Source organism: Vulgatibacter incomptus (assembly GCF_001263175.1).
GTDB lineage: Bacteria > Myxococcota > Myxococcia > Myxococcales > Vulgatibacteraceae > Vulgatibacter > Vulgatibacter incomptus.
In genome coordinates this window covers 3,940,393-3,959,858 of record NZ_CP012332.1, presented here as the reverse complement: position 1 = coordinate 3,959,858, position 19,466 = coordinate 3,940,393, and the positions used below count along the sequence as shown (strand labels likewise).

Here is a 19,466-nt window from a genome sequence, read left to right as displayed (position 1 = left end):
CCCGTGCCGTTTCCCCGATCGAGCCACGTGCAGCAGCCGCCGGATCCCGCCGCGATCCGACGTCCACGCTTCCTCGCGTCCGTCCCCGAGAGCCCGGGGCCCTGGGTGCGGGCGTTCTCCCGCCACGACGAGAGCGCGACGGTCGCGGAGGAAGCGCCCTCGCCGATGGACCTGCCGGCACTGGAGGAACTCGACGTCCCGGATGCGGCACACGTCGCAGAGAAGAACGTGCCGCTGCCCTCGATCGCGCGCACGCCGGGCCCTCCGCGGCCGGCCGCTCCCCCCGCGCCGAGCTACGAGCCGCCCATCGACGCCGGCCTGATCTCGCGGGTCGTGGCGTCGGTGGAGCGCCTGCGTTCGGAGTCGGAGCGCCTCGCGGAGCAGGCCCGCGCCGACGCCCTCGAGATCGGCTTCCAGGTCGCGAGGCGCATCCTCGAGACGGAGCTCTCCGCCAGCGCGGAGCCCCTCTTCGCCCTCGTGCGATCCGCGGTGCGGCGCGCCGGCGAGTCGCGCACCCTCACCCTGCGCCTCCACCCGGCCGACAAGGAGCTGATCGAGCAGAGCGGCGGCGCCGAGCGGATCGACGTCCTCCTCGCGGCGAAGCTGAAGCTGGCGGCGGACCCCTCCCTCTCCCGCGGCGACTGCATGGTCGACGCCGACTTCGCCAGCGTGGACGGCAGGCTCGACACGCGCTTCGCGCAGCTCGAGCGCTCCGTCGGCAGGGCGCTCGCCGAGGGCAGGACTCGATGAGCCTCTTCGACCCGGCGCGCCTGCGCGAGGCCCTTGCCGAGACCGAGCCGCTCGTGGTGCAGGGGCGGATCGTGCGCGCGGCGGGGCTGGTCCTCGAGGCGGCGCTGCCGGGCGCGACGATGGGCGCCCAATGCGACATCCTCGCCGCCGGAGGCAAGGTCGTGCCTGCGGAGGTGGTGGGCTTCGACGGGAGCACGGCGCTCCTGATGCCCTTCGCCGAGGCCGCCGGCATCGGCGAGGGATCCGCGGTGATCCCGCGCCGCGACTCGTCCGATCTGCCGGTGGGTCCGGCGCTCCTGGGGCGGGTGGTGGATCCGTCGATGCGGCCCCTGGACGGAGGCCCGGCGCCCCTGCTCACGAGCCGCGTGCCACTCCAGGCCGCGCCGCCTCCCGCGATGTCGCGTCGGAGGATCTCGGCTCCGCTCCCCCTCGGGATCCGCGCCCTCGACACCTTCCTCACCCTGGGCGAGGGCCAGCGCCTGGGAATTCTCGCCGGCGCCGGCGTGGGCAAGAGCGTGCTCCTCGGCATGCTCTCGCGGAGCGCGGAGGTCGACGTCGTGGTCGTCGGCCTGGTGGGCGAGCGCGGCCGCGAGGTCCGGGAGTTCGTCGAGCGCGACCTGGGCCCCGAGGGCCGGGCGCGGTCGGTGGTGGTGGTGGCCACGAGCGACGAGCCGCCGCTGATCCGGATCCGCGCGGCGATGGCCGCCACCGCGGTGGCGGAGCACTTCCGCGCCCGGGGCAAGCGGGTGCTGCTGCTGATGGATTCGCTCACCCGCGTGGCGATGGCGCAGCGGGAGGTCGGCCTCGCCGCCGGCGAGCCGCCGACGTCCAAGGGCTACCCGCCGTCGGTCTTCGCGATGATGCCGAGGCTCCTCGAGCGCGCCGGCAACGACGCGGGCGAGGGCAGCATCACGGCGATCTACACCGTCCTCGCGGAGGGCGACGATCTCACCGATCCCGTGGTGGACACCGCGAAATCGATCCTGGACGGGCACGTGGTGCTCTCGCGGAAGCTCGCGGGCGCGGGCCACTTCCCCGCGATCGACCTGCTCGCCAGCGTGAGCCGCGTGATGACGGAGGTCGCGAGCCCTCGCCACCTCGAGCTCGCCACCGCGGCGCGGCAGCTCCTCTCCGCCCACCGCGAGGCAGCGGATCTGATCGAGGTCGGCGTCTACGCACAGGGGACGAATCCGAAGGTGGATCGGGCGATCCGGGTGATGCCGGCGCTGGAGGGATTCCTCCGCCAGGCGCCCGACGAGCGCACCGGCCTCGGCGAGAGCCTGACGAAGCTCGCCGGCCTCCTCTCGACCCCAGGAGAGCCTCGACATGCGTAGGGAGATCATCGGCGGCCTCGCCGTGGCGGTCGGCCTGACGGCGGCGTTCACCTCCTTCGCCCGCGCCTCGGCGCCGGACGTGGCATCGGTGCCGGACGCGCAGGTGGCTGCTGCATCGGCGCCTGCCGCCTCGAGCCGGACCATCCCTCCGTCGCTCTCCGCCGACGCGCTCCGCGACGAGCTCGCGCGCGGAAGGCGGGAGCGACAGGCGGAGGCGGAGCGCCTCGCGGACGAACGGAAGAGCCTCGAAGCGCTGGCGGCAGAGATCGACGGCGCGCGCAAGGCGCTGCAGAGCGAGACCACCCGACTCGAGCGGGCGCTCGAGAAGGCCAAGGACGCTGCTCCAGCGGCGGCCGATCCCGGCGGCGCGGCCCAGGCCGGCGAGGCGCCTCCGGCTGCAGACACGGGCGAGCTCCCGCAGAAGACGGACGACGCCTCTGCGACGGCGGGCGCCGACGTCGACGCCGATCGCCTCGCCCACCTCGCGAAATCGCTTCGGGGCATGAAGCCCCAGCAGGCGGCGGCGTTGGTGGGGCGGGTGGAGCGCCCCCTCGCCGCCCGTCTCCTTGCGTCGATGCGGCCCGCCGACTCCGGGCCGATCCTCGCACGCCTCCCTCCGGAGAAGGCCGGCCGCCTCGTCGAAGAGATGGCCCGCCTTCCGCTTCAGGACCAGCCGAGATGAAGAACCTCCCGATCCCGGGTGCGATCGCCCCCGCTTCTCCTCCGTCGCGGCGAGCCGGCGGCACCCGGAACGGACATCGAGCCGAGGACGAGCCCGCCTTCGGCACCGCCCTCGCCCTCGCGCTGGGCGGGGGCGTCCAGCCGGCGGCCGGCGTCGTCGAGAAGTCAGGCGGATCGGCGGTTTTTTCGCACGAGGCCGTTCGGCGAGAGACCGGCGTCGCGGAGAAGGCAGGCGGATCGGCCGGGGCGCACGTGGTCGTTCGGCGAGAGGCCGGAGTCGGCGCACCTCGCGCCGCCAGCGAGGAGCGGAACGTCGCCTCGAACCACCGCGAAGGGACCGCGGGCCTGATTCCCGGGAGACCGACCCGCGGGCAGGAGACCCACGCGAGCGGCGAAGGGATCCGAGCCGAGCACGCCAATCACCTGGCGAAGGGCGAGAGCGCTCCCGCGATGCGGGCGCTTCCCCGAGCGGAACGCGCGGGCGCTTCGAGCTCGGTCCGGCTTACGGAGAGCGAGGCGAAGTCCGAGCCCAGGGGCCTGGAGGTTGCGAAGGCCTCGCACGCGAACCCGGAGGGCGGCACCCTCCCGGGCGCCGATCGGGCCGCCGACGAGCTCACGGGCACGCGCCCTGGCACGCACTCCGGGGCGCACACGGGCACACGCCCGCCCATGCACTCCGGCGCACTCGCGGGTTCGCATTCTGACGGGCAGGCCGAAGCGCGCGTCGAGCCGAAGGTCGAAGCGCACATCGGCGAATCCGCTTCGCACCTTGCTCTGGAGCCCCCGGGGTTCATGACGAAGCCTGACGCGGACGTGAGCGAGAACGTCGGTGAGAGCCTCGGCTCGAAGGTCGATCTCGCGACCGGGAACCGCACGGACGTGACGGAGGTCGCCACGCCCCAGGCCCGATCGGGTTTCGACGCGATCCGCCCCGAGGCGACACTGCGGCCCACACTCGACTCCTCGGCCGATCACGATCCGCAGCACCGCTCCGAGCAGGCGCTCGAGCGCGTCTCAGGCGCGCCACGCGTTGACGTGCAGTCGACTGCCCGGTCGGCGCAGGAAGTCGCCGCCCGGCTCGAGGCCGAGCCCGCCTCCTCGTGGAGCCCTGCGGAGCCAGCCGAGCTCCACAGCGGAAGAGGCCCGCGAGCGCTCGAGCAGGTGCGCGACGAGGCGAAACACGCCACCCGCCCGTCGCACGACCTACCCGTGACGCCCCACCTGCGCGAGCCGGCCGCCGCGACGGCCGTCCCCGAGCCCAAGGCCGCAGAGCGCGCAGCCACCACGCCATCCATCGACGATCCGAGCCTCCTCCTCCCGACCGAAGGGCTGGGGCTCTCCCTCGATCCGGGCGGCGCCAGGATCTTCGTTCGCGATTCCCGCGGCGGCGACCTCGCCGTGGACCTCCGCATCCAGGACGGCACGCTCGAGGTACGCGCCAACGGCGCCGTCGCGCCGGCGATGGCCGCGAACGAGGCGGAGCTCCGCGTCGCCCTCGCAGGCGCCGGCCTGCGCCTCGGCCTCCTGGCCGTCAACGCCGCCGCCGAGGGCCGCGTCCACGCCGCGCCCGTCCCGGAGCGCCGCCGCACGCGCGCCGACGAGAAGGATCCCCGCGACGTGAAGCGCATAGGCGAGCGGCGAGAGCCCTCGAGCCTTCCGGACCTTCCGACTTCCGTCCACGTGAAAGCCTAGGAGAACTCCATGTACGCCTCTGGCATCCCGATCTCGCAGCCGGCCGCCGCCTCGGCCGACCGCGCCGACAGCTCCCTCGGCAAGGACGATTTCGTCAAGCTGCTCATGGCCCAGCTCGGGAACCAGGACCCGACGAGCCCCATGGACAGCCAGGCCTTCGTGGCGCAGCTCGCGCAGTTCGCGAACCTCGAGCAGCTCCAGGGGATCGGCAGCAGGCTGGACTCCCTGCTGATCGCGCAGACCTCGAGCAACCAGACCGCGACCGCGTCGCTCGTGGGCCGCGAGCTCGTCTACCGCACGGACTCGGTCCACCTGGACGGCGTCTCGGGCGCCAACGTGATGGCGGAGCTCTCCGCGCCGGCCTCCACCGTGACGGTGACCGTGACCGACTCCACGGGAAAGACCGTGCGCACCATCCGGCTCGGCGCCGCGGAGAAGGGCTCGTTCACCTACGGCTGGGACGGCCTCGACGACAGCGGCGTGCCGCTGCCCGCCGGCGACTACAAGGTCCGGATCGCCGCCGCAGACGAGAAGGGAAAGAGCGTCTCTGTCGAGCAGCGCGGGCGCGCGATCGCGTCCGGCGTGTCCTTTGCAAACGGTTACCCCGAGCTGATCGTCGCCGGCAGGCGGATCAAGCTGTCGGACGTGGTCGAGATTCACTCGTGATCGAAGGCCGCGCGAGCGCGCGGGAAAGGAATCAGCCTTGAGCCTCACCTCCTCTCTCCATACGGGCGCCAGCGGGCTTGCTTCCAGCAGCCTCGATCTCTCCGTAGTGGGCGACAACATCGCCAACGCGAACACCATCGGCTTCAAGGGGAGCCGGGTCGCCTTCGAAGAGGCGCTCGCCCAGAGCCTGATGGGCGCCGGCGGCCGCGGCCTCGGCGTCAACATCCAGGCGATCCAGCGGATCATCACCCAGGGCGCGCTGATCCAAACCGGCCTCGCCACCGATTTGGCGCTCCAGGGGAGCGGCTACTTCGTGGTGCGCGGCAACCACGCGGGCCGCGACGGCTCCTACTACACGCGGGCCGGCCAGTTCACCGTCGACTCCGACGGCTACCTCGTGAACCTCGACGGTCTCCGGGTGCAGGGCTGGCAGGCGGACGCCGTCGGGACCGTCTCGGGCAAGCTCGGAGACCTCGCCCTCGCCGGCGCGGCGTCGCCGCCGAAGGCCACCGGCTCGGTCACGATCAAGGCGAACCTCCAGGCGGACGCGGCGATCCTCCCGCCCTGGGATCCGGCGAACCCGCGGGACACGTCGAACTTCTCGAGCAGCGTCACGATCTTCGACTCCCTCGGCGCGGCGCACTCGGTGGAGGTCTTCTACCGGAAGACGGCCGACGGGAGCTGGGAGTGGCACGCCATGACGGACGGAGGCGGCCTGCAGGGCGGCGCCGCCGGCACGCTCACCGAGATCGCCGCCGGCGATCTGACCTTCGACACCGACGGCAAGCTCGTCTCCGACAACCAGACGAGCAACTTCCTGCCCAAAGGCGCGACCTCGCCCCAGGCCCTCGCCCTCGACGTCACCGGCATGACGCAGTTCGCGAACCCGTCGGCGGTCTCCTTCCTCAACCAGGACGGCTGGGCCGCAGGCGATCTCGCCGGCATCACGATCGACCAAGAGGGCCGGGTGGTCGGCGCCTTCACCAACGGTCACAGCAAAGTGCTCGGCCAGCTCGCGGTGGCGAGCTTCGCGGCCCCCGACCAGCTCGAGCGGCTGGGCGGCAACCTCCTCGGCCCGGCGCCCAGCGCAGGCGAGCCGACCATCGGCACCGCCTCCTCCGGCGGGAGGGCGGCGATCGTCGCGGGCGCGCTGGAGCAGTCCAACGTCGACATCGCCACGGAGTTCATCCGGATGATCGAGGCGCAGCGCGGCTTCCAGGCGAACTCGAAGACCGTCACCACCGCCGATCAGCTCCTCTCCGATCTGATCCAGCTCAAGCGCTGATCGAGCGGAGGGCGCCCCTCACGATCCGTGAAGGGCCCTGGAGCCACACATGATCCACGTCACGCGGCTGGACGGACGCGCGATCGTCGTCAACGCCGAGCTCATCGCCACCGTCGAGGCCACGCCGGATACCATCGTCACCCTGGTGAACGGCGCACGGATCCTCGTGCAGGAATCGACCGACGAGGTGGTGCAAGGCGTGATCGCCTATCGCCGAGCCCTCTACGAGGCGCCGGTCAAAAGGAATTAGAAGAAGATGGACATCACCAGCATCCTCGGGCTCGTCGTCGCGATCGGCTTCATCCTGCTCGGACAGATCCTCGAGGGCGGACACCCCTCGTCGATCATGCAGCTCACCGCGGCGATCATCGTCTTCGGCGGAACGCTGGGCGCGGTGATGGTGGCCTTCCCGACCCGCGACTTCATGCGCGGCGTGAAGATGCTCCGCATGGCCTTCGTCGAGACCCGCTCCGACCTGGCGGCCCTGGTGGCCCAGATCGGGGAGCTCGCCGCGGTCGCGAGGCGAGAGGGCGTGCTCGCCCTGGAGTCGCGGGTGGCGAGCCTGGAGGATCCCTTCCTCCGCAAGGCCGTCCAATACGTGGTGGACGGAGTCGATCCCTCGGTGGCCCGCGAGTCCCTGGAGGCGGAGATCGACTCCGTCTACGCGGAGCAGGTGATCGGCGCCAAGGTCTACGAGTCCGCGGGAGGCTTCGCGCCGACCGTCGGAATCCTCGGCGCCGTGCTCGGCCTCATCCACGTGATGGAGAACCTCTCCGATCCATCGAAGCTCGGCGGCGGCATCGCGGTGGCCTTCGTGGCGACGGTCTACGGCGTGGGCGCGGCGAACATCCTCTTCCTCCCCATCGCGAACAAGCTGAAGCGGAAGGTCTCCCTCGAGAAGGAGCGGAAGCTGCTCATCACCGAGGGGATCCTCGGCATCCAGGAGGGGCTGAACCCGCGGGTGCTCGAGGAGAAGCTGCGCTCCTACGCCGGCGGCCTCGGCGCAGAAGCGAAGCAGGCGGCCTGACGATGTCGCGAAGGAAGAAGAAGCACCACGAGGAGGAGCACGAGAACCACGAGCGATGGCTCGTCTCGTACGCGGACTTCATCACCCTGCTCTTCGCCTTCTTCGTGGTGATGTACGCCGTCAGCCGCGTGGACAACGAGCGGCTGATCCAGGTGTCGAGCGCGATCCGCTTCGCGTTGCACTTCGAGGGCACGGGCGGCGTCGAGAAGCTCCCGCTCTTCCAGGGGCCGCCGACCGGCGGCAGCGACGGAATCGGCCAGGAGTCGGGGAGCCCGATGCGCCCGGTCGACCGGGAGAAGGAGCGGGCCGAGCGCACGCGCCGAAAGCTGGAGACGCGGCTGCGGGCCCTGCTCCGGGACCAGCACGCCAGCGCCGTGACGGTGGAGGCCGAGGGCGAGCGGCTGATCATCCGCATGTCGGCCTCGCGGTTCTTCGCCTCGGCCGAGGCCGCCCTCCAGCCCGAGGCGATCCCGATCCTCGACGCGATCGCGGAGGAGATCGTGCCGCTCTGCATCCCGATCCGGGTCGAGGGCCACACCGACGAGCGCCCGATCCGCTCGGCCCGGTTCCGCAACAACTGGGACCTCTCCGCCGCGAGAGCGGCGTCGGTCGTGAGCTTTCTCGAGCAGGCGCACCACGTCGCGCCGGGCAGGCTCTCTGCGGCCGGCTTCGCCGCGGGTCGGCCGTTGCCCGGCCACACGGCCTGGAGCGACGAAGAGGCCGCCCGTCGCGTGGACATCGTGATGGAGCTGTCGGCGGGCGATCCCTCGGAGGGCAGCCCGTGTCCGTGACGTCAGCCGATTGACGGGCCGAGCCCTCCTCGGGCGGGCACGTCGCTTGCTATTTCGCCCGGCAATGGCTGCCGAATCGAACGAACCGAAGCGCAACGAGGGATCGGGAAAGCTCGTCCCCGCACTCCTCGCCCTCAACAGCCTGCTGGTCGCGGGTGTCCTGGCGATGCTCCTGCTCCGCCCGAGCGGTTCCGCCCCCGAGGCGAAGCCGGAGCCGCCGCCCGAGGCCGCCGCCGAAGGGCAGCCCGCGCCCGGGACGCCCGGGCCGATCGTGAGGCTGCCGGACTTCGTGATCCACCTGCGCAATCCGGAGGTCGACCGATACCTGCGCCTCACGGTGGAGATCGAGCTGGGCAAGGAGACCGACCGCGAGCTCGTCACCACGAACATGCCGCGGATCCGGGACTCGTTCATCGGCTACCTGAGCGATCGCACCCTCGAGGAGCTTCGCGGAACGGAAGGGATGAACACCCTCCGCCGCTCGCTGCTCCAGCTCCTCGGCGAGGTGATGCCCAAGTCGTCGGTCCGCGCGATCTTCCTCACGGAGTTCATGGTCCAGTGAAAGGCGCCGACCTCAACCCCGAGGAGCTCGACGCGCTAATGGGCGCGATCCGCGAGGGTCGCGTCCAGGAGAGCAACGCTCCGGCCGACGCTCGCGGCCAGGCGATCCCCTACGACCTGACCAGCCGGGATCGGGTGCTGCGCGGCCGCATGCCCGCCCTCGACTCCATCCACGAGCAGATCGCCGCGCGTCTCTCCACGGGCCTGTCCGGGCGCACACGCCTGCCGCTCCGCGTTGCGCCGACGCCGGGGACCCTGGTGCCTCTCGCGGATCTGGAGATGCTCCTGGCGCCGCCCGCCACCGTCTGCGTCATCTCCCTCGGCCGCGGAACGGAGGCGATCGCCATCCTCGATCCGGGCCTCGCGGAGTCCCTGGTGGCCGCCGCCCTCGGCGACAAGGCCCCGAGCGAGGCCGCGACAGATCGACAGGAGCTGACACCAGTCGGCAAGCAGGTCCTCCGCAAGCTCCTCGGTCTGCTCACCGACGCCATGGGACACGCGTGGGCGCCCTACCTGCCGATGCAGCCGGAGGTGGCGAGGCTCGAGGCCGATCCGCGCCTCGCGATCTCCATCGCGCCAGGCGGCGACGTCGCCGTGCTCACCTCCTTCGCCATCAGCGGCCCGATCGGCGGCCGGATCCAGCTCGCGATCCCGTACACCGCGATCCAGCCCGCCAAGAAGGTCCTCGGCAACGAGGTCCGCTCGCAGGCCACCCGCGATCCCCGCACGAGGGAGGCCCTCGCCCTCGAGGTCGAGGCCACCGTGGTCGAGGTCTGCGCCGTCCTCGGCCGCACCTCGCTCACGCTCGCGCGGCTCCTCGAGCTCGGGGAAGGCGACGTGCTCCTTTTGGGCACCGAGGAGAGCTCGGCGCTCCCGCTGTTCGTAGAAGGCCGCGAGAAGCTGAGCGGTCACCCCATGGTCGTCCACGGCGGCATGGCCGTGAAGCTGGAGCGGGCGTTCCGACCCGCGCCACGCCCGGAGGCAACGTGAACGATTCCGATCTCCTCGAGCACGAGACGCCCTCGCGTCGCCTCGAGCTCCTTCTCGACGTCCCCCTCGAGATCACGGTGGAGCTCGGCCGGTCGCGCATGACGATCCAGGAGCTCCTCGGCCTCGGGCCCGGCTCGGTCGTCGAGCTCGACAAGGTCGCGGGCGAGCCCCTCGACATCCTCGTGAACGGACGCCTGCTCGCCCGCGGCGAGGCGGTGGTGGTGAACGAGAAGTTCGGCGCCCGCATCACCGACATCGTCAGCCCATCCGAGCGCCTCGCGCGCCTCAGGTAGCCATGCCGGATCCGATCTTCCCGATCGCGGCGCTGCTCGCGGGGCTCGTACCGGACGCGGTGATCGGCGACGCGGCCGAGACCCTGCCCTCCTCGGGATCGCTGCAGGGCCTCCTCCTCCCTGGCGGCGCCCTCCTCGCCCTCGCTGGAGTCGCGATCCTTCTCACTCTCCGCAAGAAGCGGCTCCCGGGCTCGCTGCGGATCGTCGAGTCGATCTCGATCGGCCCCAAACGCAGCCTGGTGATCGCGCAGGTGGGCGACGACCAGCTGGTGCTGGGCTGCAGCGAGGCCGGCATCGCTCTGCTCGCCACGAGGCCCGCGCCGCCCGAGCCACCGATCCCGACGAAGTCGCGCAGGGGAAGTGTCGACTTCGACGAGCTCCTCGACGAGAGCGCCTCCGATCAGGAGCTGCGCCATCGCCTGGCTAACGGACTGCCGGGGAGAGTCGGATGAGCCTCCTCGCCGCCACGGCGGCCGAGCCGGGTCTCCAGCTCATCGTGGGCGGGAGCGGCTCTGCGCCCGTGAAGCTCTTCCTCCTGCTCACAGCGCTCTCGTTCGCCACGGCGGTGCTCGTCTCGATCACGTCGTTCACGCGGATCGTGATCGTGCTCTCCTTCCTCCGCCAGGCGATGGGCACGCCGCAGCTCCCGCCCAACCCGGTGCTCATCGGCCTCGCCCTCGCGATCTCCTTCTTCGTGATGGCGCCCACCGCCGAGCGCGTCTACTCGGAGGCCCTCGGCCCCTACCTCGAGGATCGCATGGAGGGCCCCGACGCCTTCGAGCGCGCCTCCGCGCCCGTGCGCGAGTTCCTCCTGCGACAGACCCGCGAGAACGACCTCCGGCTCTTCTACGACCTCTCGAGCACCGCCCGCCCCGCCCGCGGCGAGGAGATCCCCCTCTCCGTCGCCATCCCCGCGTTCATGGTCTCCGAGCTGACCACCGCGTTTCGGATGGGCCTCTTCCTCTACGTGCCGCTGCTCCTCGTCGACCTCCTCGTCGCCGCGATCCTGATGTCGATGGGCATGATGATGGTGCCGCCGACGCTGATCTCCCTCCCGCTCAAGGTCGGGATCTTCCTCCTCGCAGACGGTTGGCACCTGGTCGTCGGCTCCCTGGCGCGGAGCTTCGGATGAGCGCCTTCCCCGGCGACCTCATCCGCGAAGGCCTCGCCCTGACCGCGTGGCTGGGCGCCCCGATCTTCGGCGCGCTCCTCGTCACCGGTCTGGTGGTCGGGATCTTCCAGGCGGCCACGCAGATCAACGACCCCGCCATCGGCTTCCTGGTGCGGCTCGGCGCCGCCGGGATCGTCTGCTGGATGCTCGGGGGATGGATGACCGACCGTCTCGCCGTCTTCTTCACCGATTCGGTCCAGCGGATGGGGAATCCCTTCTGATGGACGAGCAGGCGTTCCCCTTCCTCTTCGGCTTCGGCCTCGTGCTCTTCCGAGCCGCGGGCGTGGTTGCGGTGGCCCCCGTGCTCTCGGCGAGGATGATCCCGACGCGCATCCGCATCGGCGTAGCCTTCGTCGCCGCGCTCGCTGCCCACGCCGGCGCCGGCTTTCCGTCGCCCGAGCTCCCCGCCTCGCTCTTCGCGCTCGCGGGCAGCGCCCTCTCAGAGACCGCCATCGGCCTCGCCGCGGGCCTGGGCGCCCGCATCGTCCTCGACGCGGCCCTCGCCGCCGGTCAGCTCGCCGGCCTCGGCATGGGCCTGGGCTTCAGCGCCATCGTCGATCCGGTCGGCGGCGTCCAGTCGTCCACGCTTGGCCAGCTCTTCTCCATGGCGGCCCTCGGCTTCGCCGTCACCCTCGGCGTCCACCGCGAGGCCATCGCCTGGCTCGCGCGCTCGGTCCGCGAGATGCCGCCAGGGCTCCCGCTCGATGCGAAGGCCCTCCTCGGCTCGATGGTCGCGCACTCGCTGGGCTCGTTCGCGCTCTCCGTGCGCCTCGCCTTCCCGATCCTCGCTGCGGTCACCGTCGGCCACCTGGCCCTGGGCCTGGTGGGGCGGATCGCCCCGCAGATGAACCTCTCCACCCTCGGCTTCTCGGTGGCGATCCTCGCCGGCGGCGGGGCGGTCTACCTCGTGGTGCCGACGGCTGCCGAGATCGCCGCGCGGATGGCGGTCGAAGCGTTCACGAGGAGTTAGTCGGTGTCTGACGAGAGCAGCAAGGACGACAAGACCGAGCAGGCGTCACAAAAGCGCCTGCAACACGCCGCGGACAAGGGCCAGATCGCCCTCTCCAAGGACGCGGTGACGGTCGCCTCCCTCGGCGCGGCCCTCGTCGCGCTGTCGTTCGCCGCGATCCCCCTCCGCGACGCCCTCATCGAGCTCTTCGGCGCGTCCGTCCGCGCCGCGCCGGAGGGGCGGCCCAGCGCGCTCCTGGGCCTCCTCGCGCGCCCCACCCTCCTCGCCCTCGTTCCCTGCCTGGCCGGCGCTGCCGGGGGCCTCGCGGCCACCGTCGTTCAGACCCGCGCGCGGATGTGGCCCCACCTCGCCGCGCCGGATCCCGAGAGGCTCTGGCAGGCGGGAAAGCTGAAGCGCCTCTTCTCGCGCGAGGTCGTCTCCGACCTGGGCCTCGCGGCGGTGAAGGTCCTCGCCATCCTCGGCACCGTGTGGCTCTCCGTCCGCGACGACGCGCTGGGCCTGGGCTCACTCCCCACCGCGACGCCTGCCGCCCAGCTCTCCCACTTCTCGTCGTTGATCGCTTCGGCCGGCGTCAGGGTGCTGACGGTGATGGTGGCGCTCGCGGGTGTGGACTTTGCAGTCACCCGCTACCGGTTCGGAGCCAAGATGCGGATGACCCGGGAAGAGCTGAAGCGAGAGCACAAGGAGGACGAGGGAGATCCCCTCATCCGCTCACAGCGCCGAAGGCGGCAGCGCGAGCTCGCCCGCGTCCGCGTCTCGGTGGAGGTGCCGCGAGCCGACGCCGTCCTCGTGAATCCCACCCACGTCGCGGTGGCGATCCGCTACCGCCGGGACGAGGCGCGCGCGCCCCGCGTCATCGCCAAGGGCAAGGGGCAGCTCGCCGAGATCATGCGGGAGCTCGCCCGCAGCAACGGGATCCCCATCGTCGAGGACATCCCCCTCGCACGCCTCCTCTACCGGCGGGTCAAGGTCGGCCGCGAGATCCCGGCGGAGACCTACAAGGCCGTGGCCACCATCCTCGCCTTCGTCTACCGGATCACCGGAAGGCCCGGCGCCGCGAGGGCGGCGTGAGCGCGAGCCCCCGCAGAGCGGGCGAGACCCTCTCCGCCATCGCCGTCATCGGCATCCTGGCGATCCTGATCCTGCCGGTGCCGGCGGCGGCCCTCGACGTGCTCCTGGCCTTCAACATCGGCGTCTCGGTGCTGATGCTCCTCATCGGTCTCGGGATCAAGCAGCCGCTGGAGTTCTCGGTCTTCCCGTCGCTGCTTCTCCTCACGACCCTCTTCCGCCTCGGCCTCAACGTCGCCACCACGAGGCTGATCCTCCTCCACGGCGGCGAGGGCCCCGGCGCGGCGGGCTCCGTGATCGCGACCTTCGGCCGCTTCATGGTCGGCGGCAGCCTCGTCGTCGGCCTGGTGATCTTCCTCATCCTCCTGCTGGTCAACTTCATCGTGATCACCAAGGGCTCGGGGCGCGTGTCGGAGGTGGCGGCGCGCTTCACCCTGGACGCGATGCCGGGCAAGCAGATGGCGATCGACGCCGACCTCGCCGCCGGCATCGTCGACGATCGCGAGGCGAAGCTCCGGCGCCAGACCCTCTCGCAGGAGGCCGAGTTCTTCGGCGCCATGGACGGCGCGAGCAAGTTCGTGCGCGGCGACGCGATCGCCGGCCTGCTGATCACCGCGGTGAACCTGCTGGGCGGCCTCGCCACCGGCCTCCTCAGGGACGGCCTCTCGCTGCGCCAGGCGGTCGACACCTACACCCTGCTCACCGTCGGCGACGGCCTGGTCGCCCAGATGCCGGCGCTCCTCGTCTCCACCGCCGCCGGTATCGTGGTCACCCGCGCGCAGGGCTCCGACCTCGGCTCGCAGGTGGGCGGGCAGATCTTCGGCAACGCCCGCGTGCTCGCGTCCACCGCGGCGGTCCTCGGCATCCTCGCGCTCCTGCCGGGTCTCCCCTTCGCCGCCTTCGGCTCCCTCGCCGCCGGCGCCTTCCTCCTCTCGCGCCGGGTCGACAAGGCCGCCAAGAAGGACAAGGCGCACCCGACCGCTGAGGCCGAACCCAAGGGCCCGGAGAAGATCCAGGATCTCCTCGCCGTCGACGCGCTGGAGCTGCACGTGGGCTACGGCCTCGTCGCCCTCATCGATCTCGCCAGGGGCGGCGAGCTCCCCGGCCGGGTCACAGCCCTCCGGAAGAAGCTCGCCGAGGAGCTCGGCATCGTGCTGCCGTCGGTGCACCTGCGCGACGACCTGGGACTGGGCGCGAGCGAGTACCGGCTGCTCCTGCGCGGCCACGAGATCGCGAGGGGCGCGGCCCACGCCGATCGGCTGATGGCCCTCGACCCCACCGGCCGCGCGCCCTCCGTCGACGGCATCGCCGGAAAGGAGCCCGCCTTCGGCCTGCCCGCGGTGTGGATCCAGACCCGCGACCGCCCCAAGGCGGAGGCCCTCGGCCTCACCCTGGTGGACGCGGCCTCCGTCGTCGCCACCCACCTCTCGGAGCTCCTGCGGCGGCACGCCCACGAGCTGGTCGGACGGCAGGAGACCCAGGAGCTCCTCTCCGTCTGCGCGCGGGAGGCGCCCAAGCTGGTCGAGGACGTCGTGCCGGCGACCATCACCCTGGGTGAGCTGGTCCGGGTGCTGCGCGGGCTGCTCCGAGAGCAGCTCTCGGTGCGGGATCTGCGCACGATCCTCGAGGCGGTGGCGGACGCGGCGCCCCGCAGCAAGGACACCGCCTTCCTGGTGGAGCAGGCGCGCCGCCGCCTCTCGCGCCAGATTACCGGCAGGGTCCGCGACGGCGCCGGCCCGGTGAGGGCGATCACCCTCGACCGCGCCACGGAGGAGCTGCTGCGCGGCTCCCTCGGCGTCTCCGACGGCGAGGCCGCCCTCGCCCCCGACCTCGAGACGGCGCGGCAGCTCATCGCGCAGCTCGAGACCCTCTCCGCCGCGCTCTCGGCCGCCGGCAACGTACCCGTGCTCCTGGCGCCCCCCGACCTGCGCCGGCCCCTCTTCGACTTCGCCTCCCGCTTCGTGCCGGAGCTGCAGGTGATCAGCGCCAGGGAATTGGTGCCGGGCACCTCGGTGGAGCCGGCGGGACTCTTGCAAGTGACGATGAAGACGGCGGCGTGACGCGCCAGACGATCGAGGTTCCGAGATGAGGGAGACCATCCGCAGCTTCCGGGGTGCCGACGCGAAGGAAGCCTTCGCGGCAGTACGCGCTGCGCTGGGTGGGGAGGCCGTGGTGCTCTCCGCCCGCGAGATCCCAGGTGGCCTGCTCCGAAAGAACGGGGTCGAGGTCCTGGCCATGGCGCATGCGCCCCGCTCGCCGGCACGACCTCTCGCGGAGCTCCCCCCTGCGCCGCCGACAGGACACGCCGCCTATGCAGCGCTCTCGGCGCCGGCGTCGTCGAACGTGCAGGCGCTCCGTCCCGTCCCTTCGCAGCCGCCCGAGCCGCTCCACCAGCGCGCCCCGGAGCGCCCCTTCGACGAGGCGCTCGCCGGCGAGATCCTGGCTCTCCGACGGAGCGTCGAGGAGACGAGGCGCGAGATGAGGTCGATGGCGCAGCGCACGCGCACCGAGCCTGGAACGCGCCTGCGCCCGGCCACCGCGGCGGTCTTCGGCAAGCTGATCGCCGGAGGCGTCGAGGACGCGCTCGCGGACGAGCTCGTCCGCAAGGCGGCCCGGAAGGACGGCGCCACGGAGTCGGGGAGCGCCCTCTTCGACGAGGCCCGCAGACTGGTGCGCGAGCGCCTCGCGACGGGACAGGCGCCCTGGCATCCCGGCCCCAAGCGAGCGATCGCGCTGGTGGGTCCCACCGGCGTCGGCAAGACCACCACGATCGCGAAGATCGCCGCCCGCGCCCTCCTCGACTCCCGCATGCGGGTCTCCCTGATCACCGTCGACACCTACCGCGTCGGCGCCAGCGAGCAGCTCGCAAGGTACGGCGAGATCATGGGCGTCCCGTCCTACGTGGCGAGGAGCCGGGACGAGCTCGCCAAGGCGTTGGCCCGGAGCCAGGACGCGGAGCTGGTGCTCATCGACACCGCCGGCCGCTCGACCCACGAGGCGGTGGCCCAGCAGGCGGAGCTCCTCCGCTCGGTTCCAGGCGTGCAGCTCCACCTGGTGTGCAGCGCCGCCACCGGCTGGCGGGAGCTCGCCGCGCTGGCCGATCGCTATCGCGGCCTGCGCCCCGATGGCCTGATCTTCTCCAAGCTCGACGAGGCGGTGGCCCCTGGCGGCGTGCTCTCCGCGGCAGTCCGCCTCTCCAGCCGGATCACCTGCATCGCGGACGGCCAGAAGGTCCCCGACGATCTCCACGAGGCGACCGCCGAGGAGCTGACCGAGCGCGCGCTGGCCTCCTGCCGGGATCTTCCTTTGGGGCGTGGGGCGGAGCGAGAGCGGGTGAACGGGTGAAAGTCACGGACCAGGCCGAGAGCCTTCGACTTCTCGTGAATAACAAACGCACAGAAAAGACGACCCCCCTGCGCGTCATCGCCGTGACGTCCGGCAAGGGGGGCGTGGGCAAGAGCACCGTCGCCGCCAACCTCGCCGTGATCGCCGCCCGGCAGGGAAGGCGCGTGCTCCTCCTCGACGGAGACCTCGGCCTCGCCAACGCCGAGATCCTCCTGGGCGTCGCGCCCCGCTTCCACCTCGGGCACGTCCTCGACGGCTCCGTGTCCATCCGCGAGGCGCTCACCGAGGGCCCCCACGGGATCAAGATCCTCTCGGCGGGCACCGGTGTCCTTCAGCTCGCGCGGCTCGGATCCGCGCAGAAGATGCGGATCATCGGCGAGCTCGACACCCTCGACGACGACTTCGACCTGGTGATCGCGGACTCCGCCGCGGGCATCGGCGACAACATGACCTTCTTCGTCGGCGCCTGTCAGGAGACGATCCTCGTCGTGAGCCCGGAGCCCACCTCGCTCACCGACGCCTACGCCGCGGTGAAGGTGCTCTCGCAGCAGGGGATGACCGGCGTCTTCCACGTGTTGGTCAACCCGGCGGCGAGCGAGGCCCAGGCGCGCGAGGTCTTCGGCAGGCTGCCGCGGCTCACCGAGCGCTTCCTCCACGCCAGGCTGCGATACCTCGGCTACCTGCCCCGCGACGAGAACATCCACCGCGCGGTGATGATGCAGAGGCCGCTGGTGAAGTGCTTCCCGCTGTCGCCTTCGAGCCGGAGCCTCGAGCAGATCGCCGACAAGCTTCTGGGCGAGCCCGCCGCTTCCAGGCTCGAGGGAGGGCTCAAGATCCTCTGGCAGCGCCTCCTCCGGGAGTCCTCCACGCCGGCGCGTTCTTCGCTCGCGAGCGAATAAAGAGGACCCGAGCGTGCGTCGCGTCCATGCACTCTACGCCACCGAGGGAGGAGACGCCCGGGCCCTGATCACGCGCTACGGCGCCTCGATCGATCGGCACGCTCGGCGGCTGGCGGCTCGCACCGGCGACGCGACACTCTTCGACGACCTCTGGTCCGCCGGCGCCGTCGGCCTCCTCGACGCAGCCCGGCGCTTCGACGCGGGGCGGGACATCCGCTTCGAGAGCTACGCGGAGCACCGCATCCGCGGGGCGATGATCGACGAGCTGCGCCGGCACGATCACCTGCCCCGCCGCCTGCGCGACGATCTCGATCGCGTCCACGCGGCGCGGACCCGGCTCGAAGCGACGCTGGGGCGGGAGCCCACGCTCGACGAGCTCGCCGCCGCGCTCGGGATCGAGGCGGATGCCCTCGCGGAGATGGAGGCGCTCACGCTCCCTCCCCTCCCGCTCATGGAGGACGCGCCGCTCCGGGCGGAGGAGGTTCCCGCGGACGAGCGCATCGTCGCAGCGGAGCGGAGCGAGCGCCTGGCTGCAGCGATCGCCCGCCTCCCCGAGAGGCTGCAGCTCGTGATGAGCCTCCTCTACGCGGAGTCGCTCACGAACAAGGAGGTCGCCGGGATCCTCGAGGTCAGCGAAGCCCGCGTAAGCCAGCTCCACTCGGACGCGATCAAGCGCCTGCGCGCGGATCTGGCCTCCGAGAGCTGAAGCCGCTCAGGAGCTGCGGCGCACATGGGCGAGCTGGCCGAAGGCGTCGAGCTCCTTGCGCTCGGCCTTCTCCTGCTCACGGACGATCGCCTCCCGCCTCGACTCCGCCGCGCGGCGAACCGACTCGGCCGCCCGATGGGCCGCCTCGAAGCCGGCCTTCGCTGCGCGCTCCCTGGCCTCGGCGTCGAGGACCACCGACTCCGCCAGCCGAATCGCGTCGAGCATCCGGAACGACGCGGCCTGGGCGATCTCCCACTCCAGGGCCGAGCGCGGCCCCGCCTCCCGCAGCGACGCCTCGCGCAGCGCGCGCACCCGCTCCCGGGCCTGCCGGGTGGACGCCGCGGCGGAGGCCAGCGCGAGGCGCGCCTCCTGCTCCTGGTGCTCACGGATCCGCACCACCGCGTCGAGCCGGGTCTTCGGGGCCATCGCTCGCCTCGAATGCAAAAGGCGTACGCGTCAATTCGATGTCGGCGGCGCTGGCAAGGCGCTTGCTCTCAACCCTCTCCCCAAGGAGGCCCGCGACGGATGAGTGACGGAATCTACGTCGGCATGAGCGCCGCGGTCGCGCGCTCGAAGCAGCTCGAGTCGGTGGCAGACAACCTCGCCAACGCGCGATCGGTGGGGTTCAAGGCCTCGCGTCCCGCGTTCGAGTCGTTCCTCCCCGAAGGCGGCGACGGCGGCAAGGTCTACGCGGGCGCCGTGGCCACCGGCGTCGATCTCCGCCCGGGCTCGATCGAGCCCACCGGCCGCCCCCTCGATCTCGTGCCCGACGATGGCGCCTTCTTCGGCGTGACGCTTCCCTCCGGCGCCGTCGCCTACACCCGCGACGGCCGGCTCTCCGTCGACGCCGACGGCGTGCTGCGCACCGCCGGCCATCCCGTCCTCTCGAGGAGCGGCGAGCCGATCCTCGTTCCCGTCGACGACGTGACGCCGGTGGTGGACGCGAACGGCGCGGTGCGCGTGGGCGAGCTCGAGGTCGGCCGGCTCGCGCTCTTCCGCCTGGAGGGCGCCGTCGAGCGCCACGGCGGCTCGCTCCTCACGCCGACGGAATCGGCGGCGATCCCCGTTTCAGGCCACGTCCGCACCGGCGAGCTCGAGCTCGGCAACGCGGGTCCCCTCGAGGCCGCGGTGCAGCTCATCGCCGCGCAGCGCTCCTTCGACCAGTCCATGCAAGCCATCCAGACCTACCGCAAGCTCGACGAGCGCCTCGGCGAGCTCGGCAAGGTCCGCTAAGAGG

General features: G+C 71.9%; 23 protein-coding genes. 22 read left to right on the top strand and 1 reads right to left on the bottom strand.

Going from position 1 to position 19,466, the window contains the following annotated elements; translation table 11 throughout:
- The first annotated feature begins 3 nt into the window (after nt 1–3).
- The 21 genes from AKJ08_RS16685 to AKJ08_RS16585 all read left to right on the top strand — a co-directional run bounded on the left by AKJ08_RS16685 (nt 4) and on the right by AKJ08_RS16585 (nt 18,229).
- The gene (locus tag AKJ08_RS16685) at nt 4–750 is read left to right on the top strand and encodes a FliH/SctL family protein (RefSeq protein ID WP_050727107.1); all 747 of its coding nucleotides are present in this window, start codon (nt 4–6) and stop codon (nt 748–750) included.
- Complete coding sequence (locus AKJ08_RS16680) at nt 747–2,084, top strand: FliI/YscN family ATPase (RefSeq protein ID WP_050727106.1); 1,338 nt, start codon at nt 747–749, stop codon at nt 2,082–2,084. The genes AKJ08_RS16685 and AKJ08_RS16680 overlap by 4 nt, the downstream gene beginning before the upstream one ends.
- On the top strand, nt 2,077–2,766 hold the full coding sequence (locus AKJ08_RS16675; protein WP_050727105.1) for a MotE family protein: 690 nt from the start codon (nt 2,077–2,079) through the stop codon (nt 2,764–2,766). Before AKJ08_RS16680 ends, AKJ08_RS16675 begins: the two co-directional genes overlap by 8 nt.
- Entirely contained in the window at nt 2,763–4,457 is a 1,695-nt protein-coding gene (locus AKJ08_RS16670) for a flagellar hook-length control protein FliK (RefSeq protein WP_050727104.1), read from the top strand. Before AKJ08_RS16675 ends, AKJ08_RS16670 begins: the two co-directional genes overlap by 4 nt.
- Before the next feature lie 9 nt (nt 4,458–4,466).
- The gene (locus tag AKJ08_RS16665) at nt 4,467–5,123 is read left to right on the top strand and encodes a flagellar hook assembly protein FlgD (protein ID WP_050727103.1); all 657 of its coding nucleotides are present in this window, start codon (nt 4,467–4,469) and stop codon (nt 5,121–5,123) included.
- Nucleotides 5,124–5,160: 37 nt separating this feature from the next.
- Complete coding sequence (locus AKJ08_RS16660; RefSeq protein ID WP_050727102.1) at nt 5,161–6,408, top strand: flagellar hook protein FlgE; 1,248 nt, start codon at nt 5,161–5,163, stop codon at nt 6,406–6,408.
- Between the two features lie 49 nt (nt 6,409–6,457).
- Entirely contained in the window at nt 6,458–6,658 is a 201-nt protein-coding gene (locus AKJ08_RS16655) for a flagellar FlbD family protein (protein WP_050727101.1), read from the top strand.
- Between the two features lie 6 nt (nt 6,659–6,664).
- On the top strand, nt 6,665–7,435 hold the full coding sequence (locus tag AKJ08_RS16650) for a flagellar motor protein (protein ID WP_050727100.1): 771 nt from the start codon (nt 6,665–6,667) through the stop codon (nt 7,433–7,435).
- A gap of 2 nt (nt 7,436–7,437) precedes the next feature.
- On the top strand, nt 7,438–8,226 hold the full coding sequence (locus AKJ08_RS20695; RefSeq protein WP_050727099.1) for an OmpA/MotB family protein: 789 nt from the start codon (nt 7,438–7,440) through the stop codon (nt 8,224–8,226).
- Between the two features lie 64 nt (nt 8,227–8,290).
- The gene (locus AKJ08_RS16640) at nt 8,291–8,788 is read left to right on the top strand and encodes a flagellar basal body-associated FliL family protein (RefSeq protein ID WP_050727098.1); all 498 of its coding nucleotides are present in this window, start codon (nt 8,291–8,293) and stop codon (nt 8,786–8,788) included.
- Nucleotides 8,785–9,777 (top strand): flagellar motor switch protein FliM, encoded by a 993-nt coding sequence (locus AKJ08_RS16635; protein WP_240475388.1) that lies wholly within the window; start codon nt 8,785–8,787, stop codon nt 9,775–9,777. Before AKJ08_RS16640 ends, AKJ08_RS16635 begins: the two co-directional genes overlap by 4 nt.
- A complete protein-coding gene (fliN, locus tag AKJ08_RS16630) occupies nt 9,774–10,070 on the top strand; it encodes a flagellar motor switch protein FliN (protein WP_050727097.1) in 297 nt (98 codons plus the stop codon). Before AKJ08_RS16635 ends, fliN begins: the two co-directional genes overlap by 4 nt.
- Nucleotides 10,071–10,072: 2 nt before the next feature.
- The gene (locus tag AKJ08_RS16625; RefSeq protein ID WP_050727096.1) at nt 10,073–10,522 is read left to right on the top strand and encodes a flagellar biosynthetic protein FliO; all 450 of its coding nucleotides are present in this window, start codon (nt 10,073–10,075) and stop codon (nt 10,520–10,522) included.
- Nucleotides 10,519–11,202 (top strand): flagellar type III secretion system pore protein FliP, encoded by a 684-nt coding sequence (gene fliP / locus AKJ08_RS16620; RefSeq protein ID WP_050727095.1) that lies wholly within the window; start codon nt 10,519–10,521, stop codon nt 11,200–11,202. Before AKJ08_RS16625 ends, fliP begins: the two co-directional genes overlap by 4 nt.
- Nucleotides 11,199–11,462, top strand: a complete 264-nt coding sequence (locus tag AKJ08_RS16615) for a flagellar biosynthetic protein FliQ (RefSeq protein WP_050727094.1) — start codon at nt 11,199–11,201, stop codon at nt 11,460–11,462. The genes fliP and AKJ08_RS16615 overlap by 4 nt, the downstream gene beginning before the upstream one ends.
- Nucleotides 11,462–12,211 carry a flagellar biosynthetic protein FliR gene (locus tag AKJ08_RS16610; RefSeq protein WP_050727093.1) on the top strand — a complete coding sequence of 250 codons (750 nt, stop codon included), beginning with the start codon at nt 11,462–11,464 and terminating at the stop codon, nt 12,209–12,211. The genes AKJ08_RS16615 and AKJ08_RS16610 overlap by 1 nt, the downstream gene beginning before the upstream one ends.
- A gap of 3 nt (nt 12,212–12,214) precedes the next feature.
- Nucleotides 12,215–13,282 (top strand): EscU/YscU/HrcU family type III secretion system export apparatus switch protein, encoded by a 1,068-nt coding sequence (locus AKJ08_RS16605; protein WP_050727092.1) that lies wholly within the window; start codon nt 12,215–12,217, stop codon nt 13,280–13,282.
- The gene (gene flhA / locus AKJ08_RS16600; RefSeq protein WP_050727091.1) at nt 13,279–15,339 is read left to right on the top strand and encodes a flagellar biosynthesis protein FlhA; all 2,061 of its coding nucleotides are present in this window, start codon (nt 13,279–13,281) and stop codon (nt 15,337–15,339) included. Before AKJ08_RS16605 ends, flhA begins: the two co-directional genes overlap by 4 nt.
- A 25-nt stretch (nt 15,340–15,364) precedes the next feature.
- On the top strand, nt 15,365–16,624 hold the full coding sequence (gene flhF / locus AKJ08_RS16595) for a flagellar biosynthesis GTPase FlhF (RefSeq protein WP_050727090.1): 1,260 nt from the start codon (nt 15,365–15,367) through the stop codon (nt 16,622–16,624).
- A gap of 35 nt (nt 16,625–16,659) precedes the next feature.
- A complete protein-coding gene (locus tag AKJ08_RS16590) occupies nt 16,660–17,523 on the top strand; it encodes a MinD/ParA family protein (protein ID WP_169788861.1) in 864 nt (287 codons plus the stop codon).
- A 13-nt stretch (nt 17,524–17,536) separates the two neighbouring features.
- On the top strand, nt 17,537–18,229 hold the full coding sequence (locus AKJ08_RS16585) for a sigma-70 family RNA polymerase sigma factor (RefSeq protein WP_050727088.1): 693 nt from the start codon (nt 17,537–17,539) through the stop codon (nt 18,227–18,229).
- 6 nt (nt 18,230–18,235) lie between these two features.
- Here the strand turns inward: AKJ08_RS16585 and AKJ08_RS16580 are convergent, their stop codons facing one another.
- Nucleotides 18,236–18,655, bottom strand: a complete 420-nt coding sequence (locus AKJ08_RS16580; protein WP_050727087.1) for a hypothetical protein — start codon at nt 18,653–18,655, stop codon at nt 18,236–18,238.
- 99 nt (nt 18,656–18,754) lie between these two features.
- On the opposite strand from AKJ08_RS16580, the gene AKJ08_RS16575 reads away from it, so the two are divergent.
- Complete coding sequence (locus AKJ08_RS16575) at nt 18,755–19,462, top strand: flagellar hook basal-body protein (protein ID WP_050727086.1); 708 nt, start codon at nt 18,755–18,757, stop codon at nt 19,460–19,462.
- The last annotated feature ends 4 nt before the right edge of the window (nt 19,463–19,466 follow it).